The sequence below is a fragment of the Pseudomonas sp. ITEM 17296 genome, from assembly GCF_028895205.1.
In the GTDB taxonomy this organism is placed as follows: Bacteria; Pseudomonadota; Gammaproteobacteria; order Pseudomonadales; family Pseudomonadaceae; genus Aquipseudomonas; species Aquipseudomonas kermanshahensis.
This window is the reverse complement of sequence record NZ_WJRS01000004.1, coordinates 84,554-104,934: the sequence shown is the minus strand read 5'-3', so window position 1 is coordinate 104,934 and position 20,381 is coordinate 84,554. Positions and strand designations below refer to the sequence as shown.

Annotated in this window: 23 protein-coding genes; 13 read left to right on the top strand and 10 right to left on the bottom strand. The window is 62.5% G+C overall.

The features are described from left to right. Positions 1-11: 11 nt before the first annotated feature. Positions 12-1,529: a choline-sulfatase gene (gene betC / locus GIB19_RS06485; RefSeq protein ID WP_274884411.1), complete on the bottom strand. Its 1,518-nt coding sequence runs from the start codon at positions 1,527-1,529 to the stop codon at positions 12-14. 109 nt (positions 1,530-1,638) lie between these two features. Here betC and GIB19_RS06480 point away from each other — a divergent pair, with 109 nt between their 5' ends. Beyond that, complete coding sequence (locus GIB19_RS06480) at positions 1,639-2,538, top strand: choline sulfate utilization transcriptional regulator (protein ID WP_274884410.1); 900 nt, start codon at positions 1,639-1,641, stop codon at positions 2,536-2,538. A 97-nt stretch (positions 2,539-2,635) separates the two neighbouring features. Here the strand turns inward: GIB19_RS06480 and GIB19_RS06475 are convergent, their stop codons facing one another. Next, entirely contained in the window at positions 2,636-3,184 is a 549-nt protein-coding gene (locus GIB19_RS06475) for an NAD(P)H-binding protein (protein WP_274884408.1), read from the bottom strand. A 52-nt stretch (positions 3,185-3,236) separates the two neighbouring features. Between GIB19_RS06475 and GIB19_RS06470 the strand changes: the two genes are divergently transcribed. After that, positions 3,237-3,569: a DOPA 4,5-dioxygenase family protein gene (locus GIB19_RS06470; protein ID WP_027592035.1), complete on the top strand. Its 333-nt coding sequence runs from the start codon at positions 3,237-3,239 to the stop codon at positions 3,567-3,569. 118 nt (positions 3,570-3,687) lie between these two features. Here GIB19_RS06470 and trpA read toward each other — a convergent pair whose 3' ends face one another. After that, positions 3,688-4,497 carry a tryptophan synthase subunit alpha gene (trpA, locus tag GIB19_RS06465; protein ID WP_186679243.1) on the bottom strand — a complete coding sequence of 270 codons (810 nt, stop codon included), beginning with the start codon at positions 4,495-4,497 and terminating at the stop codon, positions 3,688-3,690. Further along, on the bottom strand, positions 4,494-5,711 hold the full coding sequence (trpB, locus tag GIB19_RS06460; RefSeq protein WP_027592033.1) for a tryptophan synthase subunit beta: 1,218 nt from the start codon (positions 5,709-5,711) through the stop codon (positions 4,494-4,496). The genes trpA and trpB overlap by 4 nt, the downstream gene beginning before the upstream one ends. Before the next feature lie 109 nt (positions 5,712-5,820). Between trpB and GIB19_RS06455 the strand changes: the two genes are divergently transcribed. Further along, positions 5,821-6,717 (top strand): LysR family transcriptional regulator, encoded by an 897-nt coding sequence (locus tag GIB19_RS06455; RefSeq protein ID WP_274884402.1) that lies wholly within the window; start codon positions 5,821-5,823, stop codon positions 6,715-6,717. On the opposite strand, the gene GIB19_RS06450 is transcribed toward GIB19_RS06455, so the two are convergent. Then, entirely contained in the window at positions 6,714-7,037 is a 324-nt protein-coding gene (locus GIB19_RS06450) for a DUF883 family protein (RefSeq protein WP_027592031.1), read from the bottom strand. The two genes, GIB19_RS06455 and GIB19_RS06450, sit on opposite strands and share 4 nt — an antisense overlap. Before the next feature lie 149 nt (positions 7,038-7,186). Between GIB19_RS06450 and GIB19_RS06445 the strand changes: the two genes are divergently transcribed. After that, positions 7,187-7,402 (top strand): dodecin, encoded by a 216-nt coding sequence (locus GIB19_RS06445; protein ID WP_027592030.1) that lies wholly within the window; start codon positions 7,187-7,189, stop codon positions 7,400-7,402. 101 nt (positions 7,403-7,503) lie between these two features. Further along, a complete protein-coding gene (locus GIB19_RS06440; RefSeq protein WP_085272120.1) occupies positions 7,504-7,725 on the top strand; it encodes a DUF1161 domain-containing protein in 222 nt (73 codons plus the stop codon). A 39-nt stretch (positions 7,726-7,764) separates the two neighbouring features. Here GIB19_RS06440 and GIB19_RS06435 read toward each other — a convergent pair whose 3' ends face one another. After that, positions 7,765-8,766, bottom strand: a complete 1,002-nt coding sequence (locus GIB19_RS06435) for an LLM class flavin-dependent oxidoreductase (RefSeq protein WP_099427987.1) — start codon at positions 8,764-8,766, stop codon at positions 7,765-7,767. 170 nt (positions 8,767-8,936) lie between these two features. Here GIB19_RS06435 and GIB19_RS06430 point away from each other — a divergent pair, with 170 nt between their 5' ends. Then, the gene (locus GIB19_RS06430) at positions 8,937-9,362 is read left to right on the top strand and encodes an OsmC family protein (protein ID WP_027592027.1); all 426 of its coding nucleotides are present in this window, start codon (positions 8,937-8,939) and stop codon (positions 9,360-9,362) included. A 73-nt stretch (positions 9,363-9,435) separates the two neighbouring features. Beyond that, the gene (locus GIB19_RS06425; protein WP_274884395.1) at positions 9,436-9,669 is read left to right on the top strand and encodes a DUF1161 domain-containing protein; all 234 of its coding nucleotides are present in this window, start codon (positions 9,436-9,438) and stop codon (positions 9,667-9,669) included. 117 nt (positions 9,670-9,786) lie between these two features. On the opposite strand, the gene GIB19_RS06420 is transcribed toward GIB19_RS06425, so the two are convergent. Both GIB19_RS06420 and GIB19_RS06415 read right to left on the bottom strand, forming a co-directional pair. Next, positions 9,787-10,200 (bottom strand): PA0061/PA0062 family lipoprotein, encoded by a 414-nt coding sequence (locus GIB19_RS06420; RefSeq protein ID WP_085272118.1) that lies wholly within the window; start codon positions 10,198-10,200, stop codon positions 9,787-9,789. A 55-nt stretch (positions 10,201-10,255) separates the two neighbouring features. Beyond that, the gene (locus GIB19_RS06415) at positions 10,256-10,669 is read right to left on the bottom strand and encodes a PA0061/PA0062 family lipoprotein (protein WP_027592024.1); all 414 of its coding nucleotides are present in this window, start codon (positions 10,667-10,669) and stop codon (positions 10,256-10,258) included. A 67-nt stretch (positions 10,670-10,736) separates the two neighbouring features. Here GIB19_RS06415 and GIB19_RS06410 point away from each other — a divergent pair, with 67 nt between their 5' ends. Then, on the top strand, positions 10,737-11,828 hold the full coding sequence (locus GIB19_RS06410) for an aminopeptidase (protein ID WP_274884393.1): 1,092 nt from the start codon (positions 10,737-10,739) through the stop codon (positions 11,826-11,828). Between the two features lie 151 nt (positions 11,829-11,979). Here the strand turns inward: GIB19_RS06410 and GIB19_RS06405 are convergent, their stop codons facing one another. Both GIB19_RS06405 and GIB19_RS06400 read right to left on the bottom strand, forming a co-directional pair. Further along, complete coding sequence (locus GIB19_RS06405) at positions 11,980-12,630, bottom strand: HAD family hydrolase (protein WP_027592022.1); 651 nt, start codon at positions 12,628-12,630, stop codon at positions 11,980-11,982. Between the two features lie 19 nt (positions 12,631-12,649). After that, positions 12,650-13,198 carry a gamma carbonic anhydrase family protein gene (locus GIB19_RS06400; protein WP_274884390.1) on the bottom strand — a complete coding sequence of 183 codons (549 nt, stop codon included), beginning with the start codon at positions 13,196-13,198 and terminating at the stop codon, positions 12,650-12,652. A 102-nt stretch (positions 13,199-13,300) separates the two neighbouring features. Between GIB19_RS06400 and prlC the strand changes: the two genes are divergently transcribed. The 5 genes from prlC to trbB all read left to right on the top strand — a co-directional run bounded on the left by prlC (position 13,301) and on the right by trbB (position 20,367). Continuing rightward, entirely contained in the window at positions 13,301-15,352 is a 2,052-nt protein-coding gene (gene prlC / locus GIB19_RS06395; protein ID WP_265967473.1) for an oligopeptidase A, read from the top strand. Further along, complete coding sequence (locus GIB19_RS06390; RefSeq protein WP_027592019.1) at positions 15,349-15,630, top strand: YheV family putative zinc ribbon protein; 282 nt, start codon at positions 15,349-15,351, stop codon at positions 15,628-15,630. Before prlC ends, GIB19_RS06390 begins: the two co-directional genes overlap by 4 nt. Positions 15,631-15,727: 97 nt before the next feature. Continuing rightward, complete coding sequence (locus GIB19_RS06385) at positions 15,728-17,722, top strand: M3 family metallopeptidase (protein WP_274884386.1); 1,995 nt, start codon at positions 15,728-15,730, stop codon at positions 17,720-17,722. 65 nt (positions 17,723-17,787) lie between these two features. Beyond that, positions 17,788-18,846 (top strand): PA0069 family radical SAM protein, encoded by a 1,059-nt coding sequence (locus GIB19_RS06380; RefSeq protein WP_099430845.1) that lies wholly within the window; start codon positions 17,788-17,790, stop codon positions 18,844-18,846. Positions 18,847-19,410: 564 nt separating this feature from the next. Continuing rightward, the gene (gene trbB / locus GIB19_RS06375; RefSeq protein WP_099427993.1) at positions 19,411-20,367 is read left to right on the top strand and encodes a P-type conjugative transfer ATPase TrbB; all 957 of its coding nucleotides are present in this window, start codon (positions 19,411-19,413) and stop codon (positions 20,365-20,367) included. The last annotated feature ends 14 nt before the right edge of the window (positions 20,368-20,381 follow it).

Here is a 20,381-nt window from a genome sequence, read left to right as displayed (position 1 = left end):
GAACTCTCTTCTCAATCCAGAGGGGCGGGCTGTGGATAACGGGCCTTGCGCTCGAGGTCGTCGAGATCGATGTGGTTGCGCATGTACTGTTGGCTGGCGTCCACCAACGGTTGGTGGTCCCAGCTTTTCAGCTTGCCGATGGCCAGGGCTTCGGCCACCAGGCGGCGGCGGCGCTGGCTGGCCAGGACCTGTTGGCGCAGGGTGGGGATGTCCCAACGCTGCCGGGCTTCATCGGTAAATGCCTGCAGCAGCGCCTGATGGTCGGGGCTGCTGGCGAGGTTCTCCCGCTCGTGCGGGTCGCGGCTCAGGTCATAGAGTAGCCATGGGTCGTCTTCGCTGTACACGAACTTGTACGGGCCACGGCGGATCATCATCAGCGGGCCGACCGTGCCTTCGGCCATGTATTCGCCAATGACCTCGTCGTGGCCACCCTGCCCTTGCAGGTGGCCCAGCAGCGAGCGGCCGTCCAGGTGCAGGGACGTGTCCACGGCACCGCCGGCCAGTTCGACCAGGGTCGGCAGCAGGTCGCAGGTGGAGACCGACGCGCTCACGCGCGCGGCGGCAAAGCGTTTGGGGGCGTGGATCAGCAATGGCACGCGCGCCGACATTTCGAACCAGTGCATCTTGTACCAAAGGCCGCGCTCGCCAAGCATGTCGCCGTGGTCGCCGGAGAACACGATCAACGTGTCCTCCGCCAAGCCGCATTCCTCAAGGGTTTGCAGCAACTGGCCAATGTTGTCGTCGATGTAGCTGCAGGCGCCAAAGTAGGCGCGGCGGGCATCGCGGATCTTGTCCACAGGCAGGGGCTTGTTCCACAGGTCGTAGACCTTGAGCAAACGCTGCGAGTGCGGGTCTTGCTCGCGCTGGTCAAGCTCGGCGCTGGGCATTGGGATATCCACACCTTCGTAGCGATCCCAGTAGCGCTTGGGAATGGTGTACGGGTCGTGGGGGTGAGTCATCGACACGGTCAGGCAAAACGGCCGGCCATCGTTTTCGCGCACATGGTCGTAGAGGTACTGGCGGGCTTTGAACACCACCTCCTCGTCGAAATCCAGCTGGTTGGTGCGCACGCACGGGCCGGCCTGCAGCACCGACGACATGTTGTGGTACCAGCTCGGGCGCTCGTCCGGGGCGTCCCAGTTCACGGCCCAGCCGTAATCGGCGGGGTAGATATCGCTGGTCAGGCGTTCTTCGTAGCCGTGCAACTGGTCTGGGCCGCAGAAGTGCATCTTGCCCGACAGCGCAGTGCGGTAGCCGAGACGGCGCAGGTAATGGGCGTAGGTGGGCACATCGGCGGGGAAGTCAGCGGCGTTGTCGTAAGCGCCAATACGGCTTGGCAACTGGCCGCTGACCAGGGTGAAGCGCGAAGGTGCGCACAGCGGGCTGTTGCAGTACGCCGAGTCGAACACCACCGCCTGGTCGGCGAGGCGGGCGAGGTTTGGCATCTGGATGGGCGAAGGGGCGTAGATCGGCAGCAGGGGGGCGGCCATCTGGTCGGCCATGATGAACAGGATATTCGGGCGCGTCATGGTTGGCTTCCATCGTTGAAGGTTATGCGAACCGCTTGCCTACCAAGATGCGACTGTGGATAACATGGGTAAAGCCCATGGCGGGCAATGACTGGGATTAGCTGAGCTTATGTTTGAGCGCCTTGGCGAGCTGTCGTTGGATACCCTGCGTGTGTTCGAGGCCGCAGCGCGGTTGCGTGGCTTTACGGCCGCGGCGCTTGAGTTGGGGACCACGCAGCCCGCCGTGAGCCAGCAGGTGAAGCGCCTGGAAGCCCAGCTGGGTACCCGGCTGTTCGACCGGATCTACCGGGGCATTGCGCTGACCGAGGCCGGCCAGTTACTGTTCGAACAAGTGCACCAAGGGCTGCAGGCCATGGACGATGGGCTTGCCCTGGCCAGCGGGCGAGGCCAGCGCGAGGTGCTTCAGGTGGCGACCGACTTCGCCTTTGCGGCGTTCTGGCTGATGCCCCGGTTGCAACGCTTTCATGAAGCTTATCCACAGGTGGATGTGAGCCTGGTGACGGGTGAGCGCAGCCAGGCGATGCTGCGGCCGGATATCGATGTGGCGGTGCTGTTTGGTGACGGGCGTTTTCATCAAGGCGAGAGCCGGTGGTTGTTCGATGAGGAGGTATTCCCGGTCTGCAGCCCCCGCCTGACTCATGGCAAACCCTTGTCAGCCGTGGCTTTGCAGCGTTTGCCGTTGCTTCACCTACGCGGTGAGCAGGCCAGCCGTTGGTTTGATTGGGCGGGTGTGTTTCGTGGGTTTGGCGTAGACAGCCCACCGCCGCCGGGGCAGTTGCGTTTTGATAACTACACCTTGTTGATCCAGGCGGCGATTGCCGGGCAAGGGGTGGCGATTGGCTGGGGGCACCTGGTCGATGGGCTGGTTGAACAGGGGCTGCTGTGTCGGCCTTTGGAGGGCAGTTTGCGCTCGGAACGCGGGTATTACGCGGTTTTGCCACCGCGCAAGCGGCGTGGGGCGCTGATTGAGCGGTTTGTCGATTGGCTGGAGGATGAGCGTGAGGCTTGAGGGCCTCTTCGCGGGGCAAGCCCGCTCCCACCGGTACACCACAGGATTGGACAGCTGTGCAGTACTTGTGGGAGCGGGCTTGCCCCGCGAAGAGGCCTCAGGATACGAAGTTGAGATGCTCGCCCCGATGCAACCCCAAATCCAGCATATCGGCCATCCCCGCCGCTACCCTCTCCAGGTCGACCAACGTCTGGGGTGCATTGATCAGGGTCCAGTGCAATGCGCTGCGCTGCAGCCCATCGACAACCTGGTCCACGCCTTCGCGCGCTTCATCGGTGTAATCGCCTGGCCTGTCCAACACATCGAAATCGCCCACCAGCAACAGCCGGCGTATAGTCGTACGCGCAAGCCCGGCCACCAGCGCTTCGCTCATCTGCCATTGCGCAGGCAGGTCACCGGGTGCCAAGGCTGACAACAAGGCAACTACCGCCGAGCCACCTGCGGCACCCTGCTCCGCCTGGTCGGCACTCGCCAGCCCGCCTATCTTGAAATGCAGGCCAGGGCGTGGCGCATGGCGGTTGAGGTCATCGACCACGGCGGTCACTTCGTGCTGGCGTGACAGCAGCTCGGTAATCAGCGCACTGCCAAGGCTGGACTCGGCCCCGAACAGGACCAGCTTGAATACTGGGGTTTCGGCGTTTTTCACTGCATCACTTCCTTTGCAGGGGGTGATGGTTTGACCGCAATCAGGAGTTATCGTGCAAAGGATCAAGGGCTATCACGCCCACGTGTACTACGACGCATCGACCCTCGAGCAGGCGCGAGAACTGTGCGAGGAGGCGGCGCGGCTGTTCCCCGTGACCATGGGACGCATGCACCAGCAACCCGTGGGGCCGCATCCTGACTGGAGTTGCCAGCTGGCGTTCGGGCCTGAAGTGGTGGGGGTGGTGTTGCCGTGGCTGGCGCTGTACCGCAAGGGGTTGGTGGTGTTTCTGCACCCGCTGACCGGGGATGAGCTGGCGGATCACCGGGATCATGCGATCTGGATGGGGGCTGTGCGGCCGCTGAAGCTGTCGATTTTTGGCGGTTAGATGGGGGCCGCTATGCGGCCATTCGCGGGGCAAGCCCGCTCCCACAGGTCGAGTGCTTTCTGACAGATTGCAGTGAACCTGTGGGAGCGGGCTTGCCCCGCGAAGAATGCAACGCCAATCAGCGGCGGGCGCCGCGCACGCCTTCAGCCAACGCCGAGCACAGGCTCAGCACATCATTGACGGCCTGATCGGCATCCTTGGCATGAGCGATCTTGTCGACCAGCGCCGACCCCACCACCACACCATCGGCTAGGCGGGCGATGTTCGCAGCCTGCTCCGGGGTACGAATGCCGAAACCAACGCTGATCGGCAGGTCGGTATGCCGACGCAGGCGGGCAATGGCTTCGGTCACGTGCTCGGTGGTTGCCGAGCCCGCGCCGGTCACACCGGCGACGGACACGTAATAGACGAACCCGGAGCTGCGCTCAAGCACGCGCGGCAGGCGTGCGTCGTCGGTGGTCGGGGTGGTCAGGCGGATGAAGTCGATGCCCGAAGCCTGGGCCGGGGTGGCCAGCTCGGCATCATGCTCGGGCGGCAGGTCGACGATGATCAGGCCATCGACGCCGGCTTCCTTGGCTTCTGCCACGAACTTTTCCACGCCAAAGCGGTGGATCGGGTTGTAGTAACCCATCAGCACGATCGGCGTGGCCTGGTTGCCCACGCGGAATTCACGAACCATCTGCAGGGTCTTGGCCAAGGTCTGGCCGGCTTCCAGTGCACGCAGGGTCGCTAGCTGAATGGCCACGCCATCGGCCATCGGGTCGGTGAACGGCATGCCCAGCTCGATCACGTCGGCGCCGGCTTCCGGCAGGCCTTTGAGGATGCGCAGCGAAGCGTCATAGCCCGGGTCGCCCGCGGTAACGAAGGTGACCAGTGCCGAACGGCCTTCGGCCTTGAGTGCGGCGAAGCGTTGTTCAAGACGGCTCATGCCTGTTTCTCCTGGGCGGCCATGTGGTTCATCACGGTTTGCATGTCTTTGTCGCCGCGCCCGGACAGGCACACGACCATCAGGTGGTCCTTGGGCAGGTTCGGTGCGCGCTTGATCGCCTCGGCCAGGGCGTGGGAGCTTTCCAGGGCCGGGATGATGCCTTCCAGGCGGCAGGTGGCGTGGAACGCATCGAGCGCTTCGTCGTCGGTGATGCTGACGTACTCGACGCGCTTCACTTCATGCAGGTAAGCGTGCTCCGGGCCGATGCCCGGGTAGTCGAGGCCGGCGGAAATCGAGTGGGCGTCGGTGATCTGGCCGTCAGCGTCCTGCAGCAGGTAGGTGCGGTTGCCGTGCAGCACGCCGGGTACGCCGCCGTTCAGGCTGGCCGCGTGTTTGTCGGTGTGCACGCCGTGGCCGCCGGCTTCGACGCCGATGATCTGTACGCTTGGCTCTTCAAGGAATTCGTGGAACAGGCCCATGGCGTTGGAGCCGCCACCGACGCAGGCCACCAGGCTGTCTGGCAGGCGCCCTTCCTTCTCTTGCAACTGGGCACGGGTTTCCTTGCCGATGATCGACTGGAAGTCGCGGACCATGGCCGGGTACGGGTGCGGGCCGGCGACGGTGCCGATCAGGTAGAAGGTGTCTTCGACGTTGGTGACCCAGTCGCGCAGGGCCTCGTTCATGGCGTCTTTCAGGGTGCCGGTACCGGCGGTGACCGGGACGATTTCGGCGCCCAGCAGCTTCATGCGGAACACGTTGGCTTGCTGGCGCTCGATGTCGGTGGCGCCCATGTAGATGACACAAGGCAGGCCGAAGCGGGCGGCGACGGTGGCGGTGGCCACGCCGTGCATGCCGGCACCGGTTTCGGCGATCAGGCGTTTTTTGCCCATGCGCTTGGCCAGCAGCACCTGGCCGATGCAGTTGTTCACCTTATGCGCGCCGGTGTGGTTGAGCTCTTCACGCTTGAAGAAGATTTTTGCCCCGCCACAGTGCTCGGTCAGGCGCTCGGCGAAGTACAGCGGGTTCGGGCGGCCGATGTAGTCGCGCTGGAAGTACGCCAGCTCTTCGAGAAACTTCGGGTCGGCCTTGGCGGCTTCGTATTCGCGGGCCAGGTCCAGTACCAGTGGCATCAGGGTTTCTGCCACGTAGCGGCCGCCGAACGAGCCGAACAGGCCGTTGGCGTCTGGGCCAGGGCGGTATTGAGTCTGGGTCATGGGGCGCTCCAAGGCGTAATGAATGAGTGATGGGCTTTACTCTAACCACGCAACGCCCGTCTGAAAACCGATAAGATTGCGCAAACCTGTCAGGAAAACTCACAAGACAATGGCCCAGGACCTTCCCCCGCTCAATGCCCTTCGGGCCTTCGAGGCGACTGCCCGGCTTAACAGCGTCAGCCAGGCGGCCGAAGCGCTGCATGTGACGCACGGCGCGGTCAGCCGGCAGATCAAAGTGCTTGAAGAGCACTTGGGCATTGCCCTGTTCGTCAAGGATGGGCGTGGCATCAAACTCACAGATGCTGGCATGCGCCTGCGCGATGCCAGTGGCGAGGCATTCGACAGGTTGCGGGGTGTGTGTGCCGAGTTGAGCCGGGATAACAGCGAGGCGCCGTTCGTCCTTGGCTGTTCCGGCAGCCTGCTGGCGCGGTGGTTCATCCCCAGGCTTGGGCGGCTCAAGGCCGACCTGCCGGAGCTGCGCCTGCACTTGTCTGCCGGGGAAGGCGACCTGGACCCGCGGCGCCCAGGCCTGGATGCCTTGCTGGTGTTTGCCGAGCCACCATGGCCGGCAGACATGCAGGTGCACGTGTTGGCCGAAGAACGCATCGGGCCTGTGCTCAGCCCCCACTTCGCCGGCTTCGAGCGTTTGCGCGGCGCGGCGCCCCGGGCTTTGCTGGGCGAGTCGCTGCTGCACACCACCTCACGCCCGCAGGCGTGGCCTGCGTGGGCGGCGCAGCATGGGCTCGAGCCGGGCGCATTGCCGTTCGGCCAGGCCTTCGAACACCTGTACTACTTGCTGGAGGCCGCAGTGGCCGGGCTGGGGATCGCGATCGCGCCGCAGCAGTTGGTGGCGGATGATCTGCGGGCTGGGAGGTTGGCGGCCCCTTGGGGCTTTTCACCCACGCACGCCGCGCTGGCGCTGTGGGTGCCACGGCGCGCCGCGGATGGGCGCGCCGAGCAACTGGCGCAATGGCTGCGCCAGGAATTGCGGCTGCAGATCGCTTAGTTGCGCTTGTACAGCAGCCATGCCGCCAGCAGGCCCAAGGCACCCACGGCTACCCCGGCGGTGGTGATGGGGTGTTCCTGGGCGTAGTCACGGGTGGCGATGCCGGTTTGGCGAGTGCGGGTCTTCACTTCCTCGTAGGCGTCGCTCAGCAGGCTGCGCGAATGTTTGAGTGCGCTCTCGGCGTTGCTGCGGATTGCCTTCACCGACTTCTGGGACTCCTCCGAGGCATCGTGTTTGAGGTTTTCCAGCGATTTCAGAAGGCTTTCGATCTCGGCTTCCATGCTTTCCAGGGATGTTTTACGCAGCGAGTTGCGGTGCATGTTGACTCTCCTTCGGGGATGGGCTGTAAGGATTGCGACTGCACCGCGCGGCGAAAGTGCGATCGAACTTTCATCCCTGGCGACGGCTCGCAGGTAAACCAGGCCTGCGCTGCTAGGCTCAATTTCACCGTCATCCAAGGAGAGTGCACATGTCCGATCATCACACGTACAAGAAGATCGAACTGGTTGGGTCGTCGCCCACCAGCATCGAGGACGCGATCAACAATGCCCTGGCCGAAGCGGGCAAGAGCATCAAGCACCTGGAATGGTTCGAAGTGATCGACACCCGGGGTCATATCCATGACAACAAGGCGGCGCACTTCCAGGTCACGCTCAAGGTCGGGTTTCGGATTGCCAATAGCTGAAGCAGTACCGGGCTAGCTGGCGCCGGCAAGATGGGGTAATAGAGAGGGGGCGCCGTTGCCGGCGCCCTCTTTGATTTTCATCTGTACAAGGAAAGCGATCGATGAAGAAACTGATTCTGGCGGCGGGCCTGATGGCACTGGCGGGTGGTGCGCTGGCGGCGGGCAAGCCGTGTGAAGAACTGAAGGCAGAGCTTGCCGCCAAGCTGGATGCCAAAGGCGTGCATGGCTACACGCTGGAGATCGTCAAGAAAGGCGATGCAGCGGGCAAGGTGATCGGCAGCTGTGAAGCCGGTACCAAGGAAATTGTCTACCGGCGTGGTTGAGTGACGGCCGCTTCGCGGGGTTACCCGCGAGGCGGGCTACTAGGCCTTCAAGGCCTCTGCCATCAGTTCATAGGACCTGACCCGGTCCGCATGCTCATATAAGTCGCAGGTAAAGATCAGCTCATCCGCGCCGGTCTGTTCCAGCAGCACCTCGACGTTGGCCCGCACCTTCTGCGGGCTGCCAATCATGGCCAGGCCGAGGAAGCTCATCACCGCATCGCGCTCGTGGGGTAGCCACAGCCCATCCATGCTTGGCACGGGCGGACGCTGCATCAGGCTCTGCCCGCGAATCAGGGCAAGAATGCGCTGGTACACCGACGTGGCCAGGTACTCGGCCTGCTCGTCGGTGTCGGCCACCACCATCGGAATACCGAGCATCACATAAGGCTTGTCCAGCGTGGTGGAGGGTTTGAAATGGTTGCGATAGACGCGAATCGCTTCGTGCATGTAGCGCGGCGCAAAATGCGAGGCGAACGCATAGGGCATACCGCGCATGCCGGCCAACTGCGCACTGAACAGGCTTGAGCCGAGCAGCCACATTGGCACCTCGGTGTCATGCCCTGGCACGGCGATCACTTTTTGATCATCGGTGCGCGGGCCGAGGTAGCGCGACAGCTCTTCGACATCATCGGGGAAGTCGTCCGCACTGCCGGAGCGCTCGCGGCGCAGGGCCCGGGCGGTCATCTGGTCGGAGCCAGGGGCGCGGCCCAGGCCCAGGTCGATGCGGCCTGGGTACAGGCTGGCCAAGGTGCCGAACTGTTCGGCGATTACCAGCGGCGCGTGGTTGGGCAGCATCACGCCACCGGAACCGACACGAATGGTCGAGGTACCGCCCGCCAGGTAGCCGAGCAACACCGAGGTCGCGGAACTGGCAATGCCATCCATGTTGTGGTGCTCGGCGACCCAGAAGCGGTTGTAGCCGAAGCGTTCCGCGTGCTGTGCAAGGTCCAGCGAGTTACGCAGCGACTGCGCCGGCCCGCCATCGGCGCGCACGGGCACGAGGTCGAGGGTGGAAATTTTCAGGTCACGCAGCTGCGTCATCGGAGCCTCCTTGAAGGTGGTTGGCCAGAGGCCTTTTGAACTCTGTATGGGCACATTCGGTGGATTCAATGCTTGCGGTCAGATTGATCTGAACTTGCCGTAGGTAGCCGACCTCTGAACCCTTAAGCATGTCACCCCAAGATGTGTAAACGTAGCGACCAGGAGGCATCATGAAAAAGACAGCATCGGCGATCTGGCAAGGCGGCCTGAAGGACGGCAAAGGCTTGCTTTCCACTGAAAGCGGCGCGCTCAAGCAGAACCCGTACGGCTTCAATACCCGTTTCGAAGGCTCACCCGGCACCAACCCGGAAGAGCTGATCGGCGCTGCCCATGCCGGTTGCTTCTCGATGGCGCTGTCGATGATGCTGGGTGAAGCGGGGCTGACCGCAGACCGCATCGATACCATTGCCGAGGTGACGCTGGACAAGCAGGCCGACGGCTTTGCCATCACTGCCGTGCACCTGATTCTTAAGGCCAAGGTGCCGGGCGCGAGCGAGGCGCAGTTCCTTGAAATCGCCAACAAGGCCAAGGCCGGTTGCCCGGTGTCGAAGGTGCTCAATGCCACCATCAGCCTGGATGCCTCGCTGGTGGGCTAGGCGGCGCAACGAGGGCGGTTTGCTGTAGTCTAACCAGCAATGGCAGCACGACTGCCCTTTCAGGAGCCGTTCCATGATCCGCGTAGCAATCGCCGTGTTGGCCTCCCTGCTCGCCACCTCTACGCTGGCGGCAATGAAGCCGTGCGAAGAGTTGAAAGCCGAGATCGAGGCCAAGATCCAGGCCCAGGGCGTACCGTCCTACACCCTGGAAATCGTGCCCAACAGCGAGGTCCAGGACTCCAATATGGTCGTGGGCAGCTGCGAAGGTGGCACCAAGAAGATCATCTACCAGAAGAACGACCGGTAGCGTCTGAATGCTGGGGCCGCCTTGCGGCCCTTCGCGACACAAGGCCGTTCGTACAGGTACATGACTGACTGTGGGAGCCGCCTTGCGTCGCGAAAGGGGCGCAAAGCGCCCCCAACTTCACGGAATGCAAAACACGTTGCTGGGCTCGTTCACCAGCACCTTGCGGCTGGCGTCGTACAGCAGCACCTGCGGCTCCATCACCGGCGCCCGGGCCTCTAGGCGGTAGCGTTCGCCGGCTTTGAAACTGTCATAGCGCACCGTCAGATAACAGGTACGGTCCCTCGGCTGGGACATGATGCCCCCGCCGTAAATCTCATAATCGAAACGCACCACCAGCTCGTGCTTGCCAGGCGTTACCTGGAAGTAACGGCCATCTTCCAGCCGCTGACCGTCGAGGCGGTCGGCCATGAGGACCCTGCCGGGGGTGATGGTGGAAAGCTCGACCCAGGCCTGCTTGGGGTCGACGGGCGGCAAGGGGCTGGCGCAAGCCCCCAGTGCACTGAGGGCGATCAGCATCATGGGCTGGCGCATGGCAAAACTCCCACTTGCGATTCACAAGTTACAAGCATAGCGCCGTTTGCGGGGTTCAGGTGCGTTGACAGCCCGCTGGCAGGCCTTGGCCCACCAGTTTTTGCTGGTGGTCGTAAAGTTTGATCCAGGGTCGGAAGCCGATGCTGCCCGCCTGCAACTGGTAGCGCTGGCCGGCGCTGAAGTCTTTGAAGGTGAGGTTGAGCTGGCAATCGCGCCACAACGGCTCGTTGACCGGGCCGATATTGCTTGGGGTGACCGGGAACTGGTAGCGCACGGTCAGTTCGTGGCTGCCGGGGGCAACTTCGAAATAGCGTGTGTCAGCCCAGTCGCGTTCGTCCACCTGCACGGCGTGCAGCGACGTCTCGTCCACGGGGGTGAGGTCGACCCAGGCCTGGTTCGGATCGGGGTCCGGCAGGGTTGAGCACGCAGACAACAGCATGAGTGTGCTGGCGGCAAACAATGGACGCATGGCGAAACTCCCCCCTGGCGAGATAGTCTTGGAGCGAATTGGCCATGAGCGAGTCAGACAGTCCCAGATGCTTCGACTTTTTCTTTTTCAGCGCTTAGGCCCTGGGCCACTCGACCGCCTTTTCACCCGTTTTGTTCCCGTGTTGGCGGCCGTTCTGCTGAACGGTTGCAGCAGCGTCGGCTATTACGGCCAGTTAGCAGAGGGCCAATGGCAGCTACTGCGCGCGCGTCAGCCGGTGGAAAAGGTGCTGGCAGACCCGGCCAGCAGCCCGCAGTTGCGTGCGCGGCTGCAGCATGCCGAACAGGCCCGGGTGTTCGCCAGCCAGCAGCTGAAACTGCCGGACAACCGCAGCTACCGGGTTTACGCCGACCTGGGGCGCCCCTACGTGGTATGGAATGTATTCGCCACGCCTGAACTGTCGTTGCAGCCGGTGACGCATTGCTTCCCGATTGCCGGCTGCGTGGCCTATCGCGGCTATTACCGCCAGGGGGCGGCGCGGGGCGCGGCGGCGTTGATGCGCCAGGCGGGTATGGATGTGTATGTGGGCGGCGTCGAGGCGTATTCGACCCTGGGCTGGTTCGACGACCCGTTGTTGTCGTCGATGGTTGGCTGGGGGGATGAGCGGTTGGCGTCGTTGATTTTCCATGAGCTGGCCCATCAGCGCTTTTATGTGCAGGACGACACGGCGTTCAACGAATCGTTTGCCACCTTCGTCGAGCAGGAGGGATCGCGGCAATGGCGCGCAGCGCGTGGGCTTGCAGCGATCGAGGATGATCAGGCGCAGCAGCGTGACCAGTTCATTCGGCTGGTGCTGGCCAGCCGTGAACGGCTCCAGGAGATGTATGCCGGGCCGCTGGATGACGCGCACAAGCGTGTGGCGAAGCAGGCGGAGTTCGAGCGGTTGCGGCGCGAGTACCGAGCCGTGCGTGATAGCCAGTGGGCGGGCGACACGCGTTATGACGCCTGGATGTATGGGCCGATGAGCAATGCCAAGCTGCTGCCGTTTGGGCTGTATGACCAATGGGTGCCGGCGTTTGCGGCGGTGTTTGGTGAGGTTGGGGGGGATTGGGGGCGGTTTTATGAGCGCGTTGAGGCGCTTGGGCGGTTGCCGGTTGAAGCGCGTAAGGCGGCGTTGGCGCGGTTTGTGGTTACCCAATGAGATTTTGGGGCCGCTGTGCGGCCCATTCGCGGGGCAAGCCCGCTCCCACAAGTTTTGCACTGCCATTCATAGCGATGCGGTACCTGTGGGAGCGGCGGTGCGGCGGTCCGACTTGCCCCGCGAATGGGCTGCAAAGCAGCCCCAATCATTATCAGGCGTTAATGAAGGCCCGATGCATCTCGGCCAACGTAGCGAAATGAAACTCCGGCGCTTGGGCCGTCAACTCTTCTTCGCTACCAAACCCATACCCCACCGCCACCGCCTGCAGCCCATTGCTGCGGGCGCCGATCAGGTCGTGCTTGCGATCGCCGATCATCAGCGTTTGCGCCGGGTCCAGCCCTTCCTCGTCGAGCAAGTGGCGAATCAACTCGACCTTGTTGGTACGGGTGCCGTCCAGCTCACTGCCATAAATCACCTTGAAGTGATGGTCGAACGCAAAGTGTCGAGCAATCTCGCGGGCGAATTCCCAAGGCTTGGACGTGGCCACATACAGTGTGCGCCCTTGGCCATTGAGGGCCTCGAGCAGCTCCGGTACGCCCTCGAACACCTGGTTTTCGTACAGGCCAGTGACGCGGAAACGCTCGCGATAAAAATTGACCGCCTCCCACGCCTTGGCTTCGTCAAAGCCATAGAACTGCATGAATGCCTGCAGCAAGGGCGGGCCGATGAAGTGTTCGAGGCGGGCCAGGTCGGGTTCATCGATGCCCAGTTTGGCCAAGGCGTACTGGATGGAGCGGGTGATGCCCAACCGTGGGTCGGTCAGGGTGCCATCAAGGTCGAAGAGGATGTTCTGCTGGTGCATGTAAGCGATTCCACTCAAGTCATTCTGGTTGGTCGTAGCCTTCGGCCAGGTGCTGGTCCTTGAGCTTGACGTAATTGCTGGCGCTGTACGGGAAAAACGCGCGTTCTTTGTCGGTCAGCGGCCGGGCCTGTTTTACCGGGCTGCCCACATACAGGAAGCCGCTCTCCAGGCGCTTGCCGGGCGGTACCAGGCTGCCGGCGCCGATGATCACCTCGTCCTCGACGATGGCGCCGTCCATGATGGTGCTGCCCATGCCGACCAGGATCCGGTTGCCCAGGGTACAGCCATGCAGCATCACCTTATGACCGATGGTCACTTCATCGCCGATGATCAGCGGGAAGCCATCCGGGTTGAAAGGGCCGGCATGGGTGATGTGCAGCACGCTGCCGTCCTGCACGCTGGTGCGTGCGCCGATGCGGATGCGGTGCATGTCGCCGCGTACTACAGTCAAGGGCCAGACCGAGCTGTCTTCGCCAATCTCCACGTCGCCCATCACCACCGCCGAGCGGTCGACGAAGGCCCGTGGTGCAACTATCGGAGTGTGTTGCTGGAAGCTTCGAATGGCCATGATAGGGTCTCTCATCTGTGCCGATAGGCAGGCTGCCTGCTGCGGTCGGCGTCGATTGTAATTAAGATGGTCCAGTGTTTCTTCTGCCAAGGTATCCAAACCGTGAGTGCGACCAACCCGCTTCTGCAGCCCTACGATCTGCCGCCCTTCTCGGCGATCCGCGCCGAACACGTGCTGCCGGCGATCGAAGAGATCCTGGCCGACAACCGCAAAGCCATTGCCGATATCCTCGAAAAGCAGGGCAAGAACCCTACCTGGGCTGGCCTGGTGCTGGCCATGGACGAATTGAATGACCGCCTGGGCGCTGCCTGGAGCCCGGTCAGCCACCTCAATGCTGTGTGCAACAGCAAGGAATTGCGCGAGGCCTACGAGTCTTGCCTGCCAGCGCTGAGCGCCTACTCTACCGAACTGGGCCAGAACCGTGCGCTGTTCGAAGCCTACGAGGCGCTGGTCAACAGCCCGGAAGCGGCGAGTTTCGACGTGGCGCAGAAGACCATCCTCGAACATGCCCTGCGCGACTTCCGCCTGTCGGGCATCGACCTGCCGGCCGACAAGCAGCAGCGCTATGCCGAAGTGCAGAGCAAGCTCAGCGAGCTGGGCAGCCGGTTCTCCAACCAGCTGCTCGATGCCACCCAGGCCTGGACCAAGCACGTCACCGACGAAGCCGTGCTGGACGGCCTGACCGATTCGGCCAAGGCGCAGATGGCGGCCGCAGCCCAGGCCAAAGACCTCGACGGCTGGCTGATCACCCTGGAATTCCCCAGCTATTACGCGGTGATGACCTACGCCAGCGACCGCGCCCTGCGCGAAGAGCTGTATGCCGCCTACTGCACCCGCGCCTCGGACCAAGGCCCTAATGCCGGCCAGTTCGACAATGGCCCGGTGATGCAGGAAATCCTCGACTTGCGTCAGGAACTGGCCAAGCTGCTGGGCTACCCGAACTACGCCGAGCTGAGCCTGGCCACCAAGATGGCCGAGTCCAGCGACCAGGTGCTGAGCTTCCTGCGTGACCTGGCCAAGCGCTCCAAGCCGTTCGCTGCCCAGGACCTGGAGCAGCTCAAGGCTTACGCTGCCGAGCAGGGCTGCCCGCAGCTGTCCAGCTGGGATGCCGGTTACTTTGGCGAGAAGCTGCGCGAGCAACGCTACAGCGTGTCGCAGGAAACCCTGCGTGCCTACTTCCCGATCGACAAGGTGCTGTCGGGCCTGTTCAGCATCGTTCAGCGCCTGTATGGCATCGAAATCGCCGAGCTCAAAGGCTTCGACAGCTGGCACCCGGATGTACGCCTGTTCGAAATCAAGGAAAACGGCCAGCACGTCGGCCGCTTCTTCTTCGACCTCTATGCCCGCGCCAACAAGCGCGGTGGCGCCTGGATGGACGGTGCCCGTGACCGTCGCCGCACCGTTGAAGGCGCGCTGCAGAGCCCGGTGGCCAACCTGGTGTGCAACTTCACCCCTGCCGCGCCCGGCAAGCCGGCGCTGTTGACCCACGATGAAGTCACCACCCTGTTCCACGAGTTCGGCCACGGCCTGCACCACCTGCTGACCCGCATCGAACATGCCGGTGTGTCTGGCATCAATGGCGTGGCCTGGGACGCGGTCGAGTTGCCGAGCCAGTTCATGGAGAACTGGTGCTGGGAGCCGGAAGGCCTGGCGCTGATCTCCGGCCATTACGAAACGGGCGCTGCCCTGCCCCAGGACCTGCTGGACAAGATGCTGGCGGCGAAGAACTTCCAGTCGGGCATGATGATGGTGCGCCAGCTGGAATTCTCGTTGTTCGACTTCGAGCTGCACGCCACCCACGGCGATGGCCGCAGCGTGCTGGAGGTGCTCGAAGGCGTGCGCGACGAGGTGACAGTGATGCGCCCACCGGCGTACAACCGCTTCCCCAACAGCTTCGCGCACATCTTCGCGGGCGGTTATGCCGCAGGCTACTACAGCTACAAGTGGGCCGAAGTGCTGTCGGCTGATGCGTTCTCGCGCTTTGAGGAAGAAGGCGTGCTAAATGCCGAGACCGGCCGAGCCTTCCGCGAGGCGATCTTGGCGCGGGGTGGTTCGCGTGAGCCGATGGTGCTGTTCGTCGACTTCCGTGGCCGTGAGCCTTCCATCGATGCATTGCTGCGCCACTGCGGGCTGAGCGAGGACGCGGCGGCATGAGTGAGGTAGTTGTGAACAAGACCAAGAAGCGCTTTATCGCCGGGGCGGTCTGCCCGGCGTGCAGCGAGCCCGACAAGCTGATGATGTGGAACGAAGATGGCGTGCCGCACCGCGAGTGCGTGGCCTGCGGCTTCACCGATACCCTGAATGAACAAGGGCTGTCGGTGCCTTCGGAGCTCGGCACGCGGGTCAACCACCTGGCGCCCAAGCCGGCGCCGGCCAAGGTGCAGACCGTGCAGTTCTTCCCCAATCCGAAGCTGAAGAAACCGGCCGAATAAGGCCGGCCTGCCTGGCCGGGTGGTAGATAATCAAGCCTCTACCGCCCTGCCAGGTAGGCATGCTCGCCCGCTCCCCCACTGAGCAAGGCGATGCGTCATGGACAATCCCCTCCTGCAAGGCAGCAAGACCCCCGTCGATTATTCCGCGATCACCCTGCAGAACATGCAGGCGGCATTCGATCATGTGCTGAACGCGCACGAACAAGGCATCGCTCGCATCATCGAACGGCAACAGGCGCTGCCCACCTGGGATGACCTGGTGTTGGCAGTCGATGAGCTGGATGCGCAATTGCTGGCGGTGCACTATGCCGTCATCCCGCTGGGCGGCAAGCACGAGCGCTGGGGTGAGGCAATCAACGGCCTTCAGGCCAGAGTAGGTGCACGCTTCTATCAAAAATTCACCAACAATAGGCTGCAAGCCTTGTATGCGCGATTGGCGATCAGTGCTCACGGCGTGAACCTGGATGTTCAGCAGCGCGCTACCCTGCGTTGGCACCTGGAAAAGTTTGCCAGCAGTGGCGTTGCGCTTGGCGAAGACAAGAAGGCACGTCTGGCCGAGTTGCAAGTGCAGATCGGCACCTTACAAAACGCGTTTCGCAGCAACCTCGACCGGCCAGGGTTGCTGATCGAAGACGAGGAGCAACTGCGTGGCCTGCCACCCAGGCTGCGTGAAGAGCTGGCCGTGCGCGCCGAGGAGGCCGGCGAGCAAGGCTGGCTGGTCGCCTGCGAAAGCGCGACCACCGAGGCAATGCTGCGTCAGGCATCGCATCGCCCCTTGCGCGAACAGCTTTACCGGGCCTTTCATACCCGTGGCGTCAGCACCGATCTGGCGCAGGATAACGGCACCCATCTGCAGCAACTGGCCGAATGCCTGGATGAAAAAGCCCGCCTGTTGGGTGCTGCCAACCACGTCGAACTGAGCCTTCGCAGCAAGAGCGCCGGGTCACTCAGCGAGGTTGGTGATTTTCTCCAGAGCCTGGCAGCGGCAGTGAAGCCGGCAATGGCGCAGTGGCGCACGAAGCTTCAACAGCAGGCGACTGCGCAAAACCTGGGGCCTGTTCAGCCTTGGGACATCAGCTACCTACAGGCCACAGCGGGCGACGCCAGCACTAATGAGGCATTCCGTGAGTACTTCCCGTTGAGCGCAGTGGTCACCGCCTTGACTGGCCTGGCCCGGCAACTGTTTGCACTTGAACTGCGACCCCAACCCTTGGCTACCTGGGACGACAGCGTGCAAAGCTTCGAGGTCTGGCAAGACCACGCGTGCATAGGCCTGCTGTACCTGGACGCAGTGCAACACGCCGGCAAACAGCCCGACGCCGTGTTCACCACCTATGTGCGTAACCGACGCATCGATGCCGAAGGCATCTACCAGCCTGCGGTGGTGGTGGTGAACAGCGATATCCCCGCTGCACTGGCGGGCGCCGAGCCGTTGCTCGATCACCTGTCGCTGCGCAAGCTGTACCACGAATTCGGCCATGCCCTGCACCACCTGTTGGTGCGTACCACCAACCATGTTATGTCCAATGTGACCGAGCTGGGCAATGATGGCGCGGAGCTGTGCAGTAAGCTGCTGGAGCGCTGGGTGTGGGATGCGCGCTACCTGGCGGGTATCGCGGCGCCGCGTGAAGATGGCAGTGCGCTGAGCGAGGCCCAGGCTGAGGCATACCTGAGCCAGTTTAAGCAGGAAGGCATCGAGGAAATCGGCCGCGACCTGAGCCTGGCGCTGTTCGACCTCGACCTGCATGGCGCGCCCCATGACGGCAGAACGCTTGAGCAGCGCCTGCAGCAAGCCCGCAGCCTTTGCGGCTACTGGCCTTTGGCGGATTTCGAGCACCCCGCGCATGCCTTCGATCACTTGGTCACTGGCTACGATGCCGGCTTTTACGCCTACCTATGGGCAGATGTGCATGCCTTCGACCTGTTCACGCGTTTCGAAGCACATGGCTTGCTCGACCGCGAAACGGGGCGCGCGCTGCAAGAGACCCTGTTCGAACCCGGTGCCTCGCAGCCCCTGCGTGATGGCATCGAAGCCTTCCTCGGGCGCCTGCCCAGCCATGCCGCCTATGCGCGTTGGTACGGCCTGACCTGACCAGAGGCGCTGGAATAAACCGCATGCCACCTATACTGTATATAGATACAGTATAGGGGTGGATGATGATTACTCCAGCACCGCAAAAAGGCCGTGGCACGGCGCATAACCCACACAACCGCTTTGCCCCGAACCATTCGGTTGCGGAGGATGACGGCTGGTACCAGGAAGTACCGCTGACCCAAGGCACCGAGGTGCGGGTCGAAACCGCCAAGACAGTCATCAGCCGCAACACCTCGCCCGACCTGCCCTTCGACCGGTCCATCAACCCCTATCGAGGTTGCGAGCATGGTTGTATCTACTGCTATGCCCGCCCCTCGCACGCGTATTGGGACCTGTCCCCAGGCCTGGATTTCGAGACAAAGCTGATCGCCAAGACCAATGCTGCCGACGTGCTCGAACAGCAATTGAGCAAACCGGGCTATGTCTGCGCGCCGATTAACCTGGGTTCGAACACCGACCCTTACCAGCCCATCGAGCGTGACCACCTGCTGACCCGGCGCTTGCTTGAAGTGCTACTGCGCTTCCGCCACCCGGTGACCATCGTCACCAAGGGGTCGCTGGTGCTGCGTGACCTCGACCTGTTGTCCGAGATGGCCAGCCAGCGGCTGGTGCGGGTGATGATCAGCCTGACGACGCTGGACGACGACCTCAAGCGGGTGCTTGAGCCCCGTGCGGCATCGCCCAAGGCGAGGTTGCGGGCGATCCGGGTGTTGCGCGAGGCGGGTGTGCCGGTGGGTGTCTTGTGTTCGCCGATGATACCGATGATCAACGACAGTGAACTGGAGCGCTTGCTGGAGGCCGCCAAGGAGGCCGGTGCGCAAAGCGCTGCCTACATGATGTTGCGCTTGCCGCTGGAAGTGGCGCCGCTGTTCGAGCAGTGGTTGCAGGACCACTACCCCCAGCGTGCGGCCCATGTGTTGAGCCTGATTCGCCAGAGCCGCGGCGGTGAACTGTATGACAGTCGCTTTGGTGCACGCATGCGTGGCGAGGGTATTTTCGCCGAGCTGTTGGCGCAGCGGTTCGCCAAAGCCATGCGCAAACTGGCATTCGAGGGGCGTGAAGCGCAGGCGCTCGATTGCTCGAAATTCTGCCCGCCTGGTGGCCAGTTGGCATTATTTTGAATGCCCCTAAATAACGGCGAAGTGGCACCATAGATATCAATATGGCATCTAATTGCCACCACTCAGTGACACTTCAGCGGAGCCGGTGAAGTTGAAGTGCCTGCGGAGCCTATATTCATACTGGATCAACTTTCCCTGGCCGCGTTTTACGTAAGAATACGTCGCGTGCAAGTGTGAACTCTGTCAAATTTTTCAAGCCATTTAATACTGGCAAAGATAGTGGCACTTAAATATCAAATTAATATAGATGTTCTGTTAAGCCCAGATTTTACGGTGCCTGCAGCCATTCCTGTCTGACTAGTCAATGGGACGTTAGTCCCAAGCGTGTAAGAGAAAGCTTACAAAGCTGTAAGAGATCGACTCTTTCGTTAGTAATTGTTGCCGGGTAACCTGCGCGCCCTTGTGAAGTGGCTCGCATAACACGAACAAATTCTGCAATTGCAGGTTAGTTCGCGGGCGGTGACATTCCGCTTCGCCATTAGTTCAAAGAACTGCACGAGAAAAACATTTGGAGTGCCCTCCCCAAGACCTTGGGGTGGTATCTATTTTCATGGACGATCAAGTGTGGAAATCGCAGAAACTGCCAGCCTGAAAGAGCGCGCCAAAAAGAAACTGGAGCGTGACGCCGGCCCCCTCATCATCGATGCACTCAACGATCCGCAGACCGTTGAGCTGATGTGCAATGGCGACGGCAAACTCTGGCTGGAGCAGTTGGGCAAGCCGATGAGGCACATCGGCGACCTGCGCCCGGCCCAGGCCGAGTCCATCATCAAGACCGTGGCCGGCTTCCACGGCAAGGAAGTGACCCGCAGCAAGCCGTTGCTCGAGGGCGAGTGGCCGCTGGACGGTTCGCGCTTCGCCGGCCAACTGCCGCCCGTGGTGCGTGCGGCCACCTTTGCCATCCGCAAGAAGGCGGTGGCCATCTACACCCTGGACCAATATGTCGAATCGGGGATCATGACCCCGATCCAGTGCGACGCCATCAAGCGCGCCATCCGCGATCACCGCAACATCCTGGTCATCGGCGGTACCGGTACCGGCAAGACCACCCTGGTCAACGCCGTCATCAACGAAATGGTCGTGGAGTTTCCCAGCGAGCGGGTCTTCATCATCGAAGACACCGGCGAGATCCAGTGCGCGGCCAAGAACTTCGTGCAGTACCACACCACCGTCGATGTGAGCATGACCCACTTGCTCAAGACCTCCCTGCGCATGCGCCCGGATCGCATCCTGGTGGGCGAGGTGCGCGGTGAAGAAGCGCTCGACCTGATCGATGCCTGGAACACCGGCCACCCTGGCGGCGCGGCCACGTTGCACGCCAACAGCGCCAGCGAGGGGCTGACCCGCCTCAAATCCCTGGTTTCCCGCAATAAATCGGCCCCGGCCGAAATCGAACCGCTAATTGGCGAAGCGGTTCACGTCGTCATCTCCATCGCCAGAACCCCAGAAGGCCGCCGCATTCAGGAAATCCTCGAGGTTTCCGGGTACGACAACGGCCGCTACACCATGCGCAATCTTTAAGGAAAACACTGCAC

What these genes read in the sequence shown, in the direction of transcription:
- betC (WP_274884411.1), bottom strand. Translation starts at nt 1,529, where the DNA reads ATGACGCGCCCGAATATCCTGTTCATCATGGCCGACCAGATGGCCGCC.
- GIB19_RS06480 (WP_274884410.1), top strand. Translation starts at nt 1,639, where the DNA reads ATGTTTGAGCGCCTTGGCGAGCTGTCGTTGGATACCCTGCGTGTGTTC.
- trpA (WP_186679243.1), bottom strand. Translation starts at nt 4,497, where the DNA reads ATGAGCCGTCTTGAACAACGCTTCGCCGCACTCAAGGCCGAAGGCCGT.
- trpB (WP_027592033.1), bottom strand. Translation starts at nt 5,711, where the DNA reads ATGACCCAGACTCAATACCGCCCTGGCCCAGACGCCAACGGCCTGTTC.
- GIB19_RS06455 (WP_274884402.1), top strand. Translation starts at nt 5,821, where the DNA reads ATGGCCCAGGACCTTCCCCCGCTCAATGCCCTTCGGGCCTTCGAGGCG.
- GIB19_RS06450 (WP_027592031.1), bottom strand. Translation starts at nt 7,037, where the DNA reads ATGCACCGCAACTCGCTGCGTAAAACATCCCTGGAAAGCATGGAAGCC.
- GIB19_RS06445 (WP_027592030.1), top strand. Translation starts at nt 7,187, where the DNA reads ATGTCCGATCATCACACGTACAAGAAGATCGAACTGGTTGGGTCGTCG.
- GIB19_RS06440 (WP_085272120.1), top strand. Translation starts at nt 7,504, where the DNA reads ATGAAGAAACTGATTCTGGCGGCGGGCCTGATGGCACTGGCGGGTGGT.
- GIB19_RS06435 (WP_099427987.1), bottom strand. Translation starts at nt 8,766, where the DNA reads ATGACGCAGCTGCGTGACCTGAAAATTTCCACCCTCGACCTCGTGCCC.
- GIB19_RS06430 (WP_027592027.1), top strand. Translation starts at nt 8,937, where the DNA reads ATGAAAAAGACAGCATCGGCGATCTGGCAAGGCGGCCTGAAGGACGGC.
- GIB19_RS06425 (WP_274884395.1), top strand. Translation starts at nt 9,436, where the DNA reads ATGATCCGCGTAGCAATCGCCGTGTTGGCCTCCCTGCTCGCCACCTCT.
- GIB19_RS06420 (WP_085272118.1), bottom strand. Translation starts at nt 10,200, where the DNA reads ATGCGCCAGCCCATGATGCTGATCGCCCTCAGTGCACTGGGGGCTTGC.
- GIB19_RS06415 (WP_027592024.1), bottom strand. Translation starts at nt 10,669, where the DNA reads ATGCGTCCATTGTTTGCCGCCAGCACACTCATGCTGTTGTCTGCGTGC.
- GIB19_RS06410 (WP_274884393.1), top strand. Translation starts at nt 10,737, where the DNA reads ATGCTTCGACTTTTTCTTTTTCAGCGCTTAGGCCCTGGGCCACTCGAC.
- GIB19_RS06405 (WP_027592022.1), bottom strand. Translation starts at nt 12,630, where the DNA reads ATGCACCAGCAGAACATCCTCTTCGACCTTGATGGCACCCTGACCGAC.
- GIB19_RS06400 (WP_274884390.1), bottom strand. Translation starts at nt 13,198, where the DNA reads ATGGCCATTCGAAGCTTCCAGCAACACACTCCGATAGTTGCACCACGG.
- GIB19_RS06390 (WP_027592019.1), top strand. Translation starts at nt 15,349, where the DNA reads ATGAGTGAGGTAGTTGTGAACAAGACCAAGAAGCGCTTTATCGCCGGG.
- GIB19_RS06385 (WP_274884386.1), top strand. Translation starts at nt 15,728, where the DNA reads ATGGACAATCCCCTCCTGCAAGGCAGCAAGACCCCCGTCGATTATTCC.
- GIB19_RS06380 (WP_099430845.1), top strand. Translation starts at nt 17,788, where the DNA reads ATGATTACTCCAGCACCGCAAAAAGGCCGTGGCACGGCGCATAACCCA.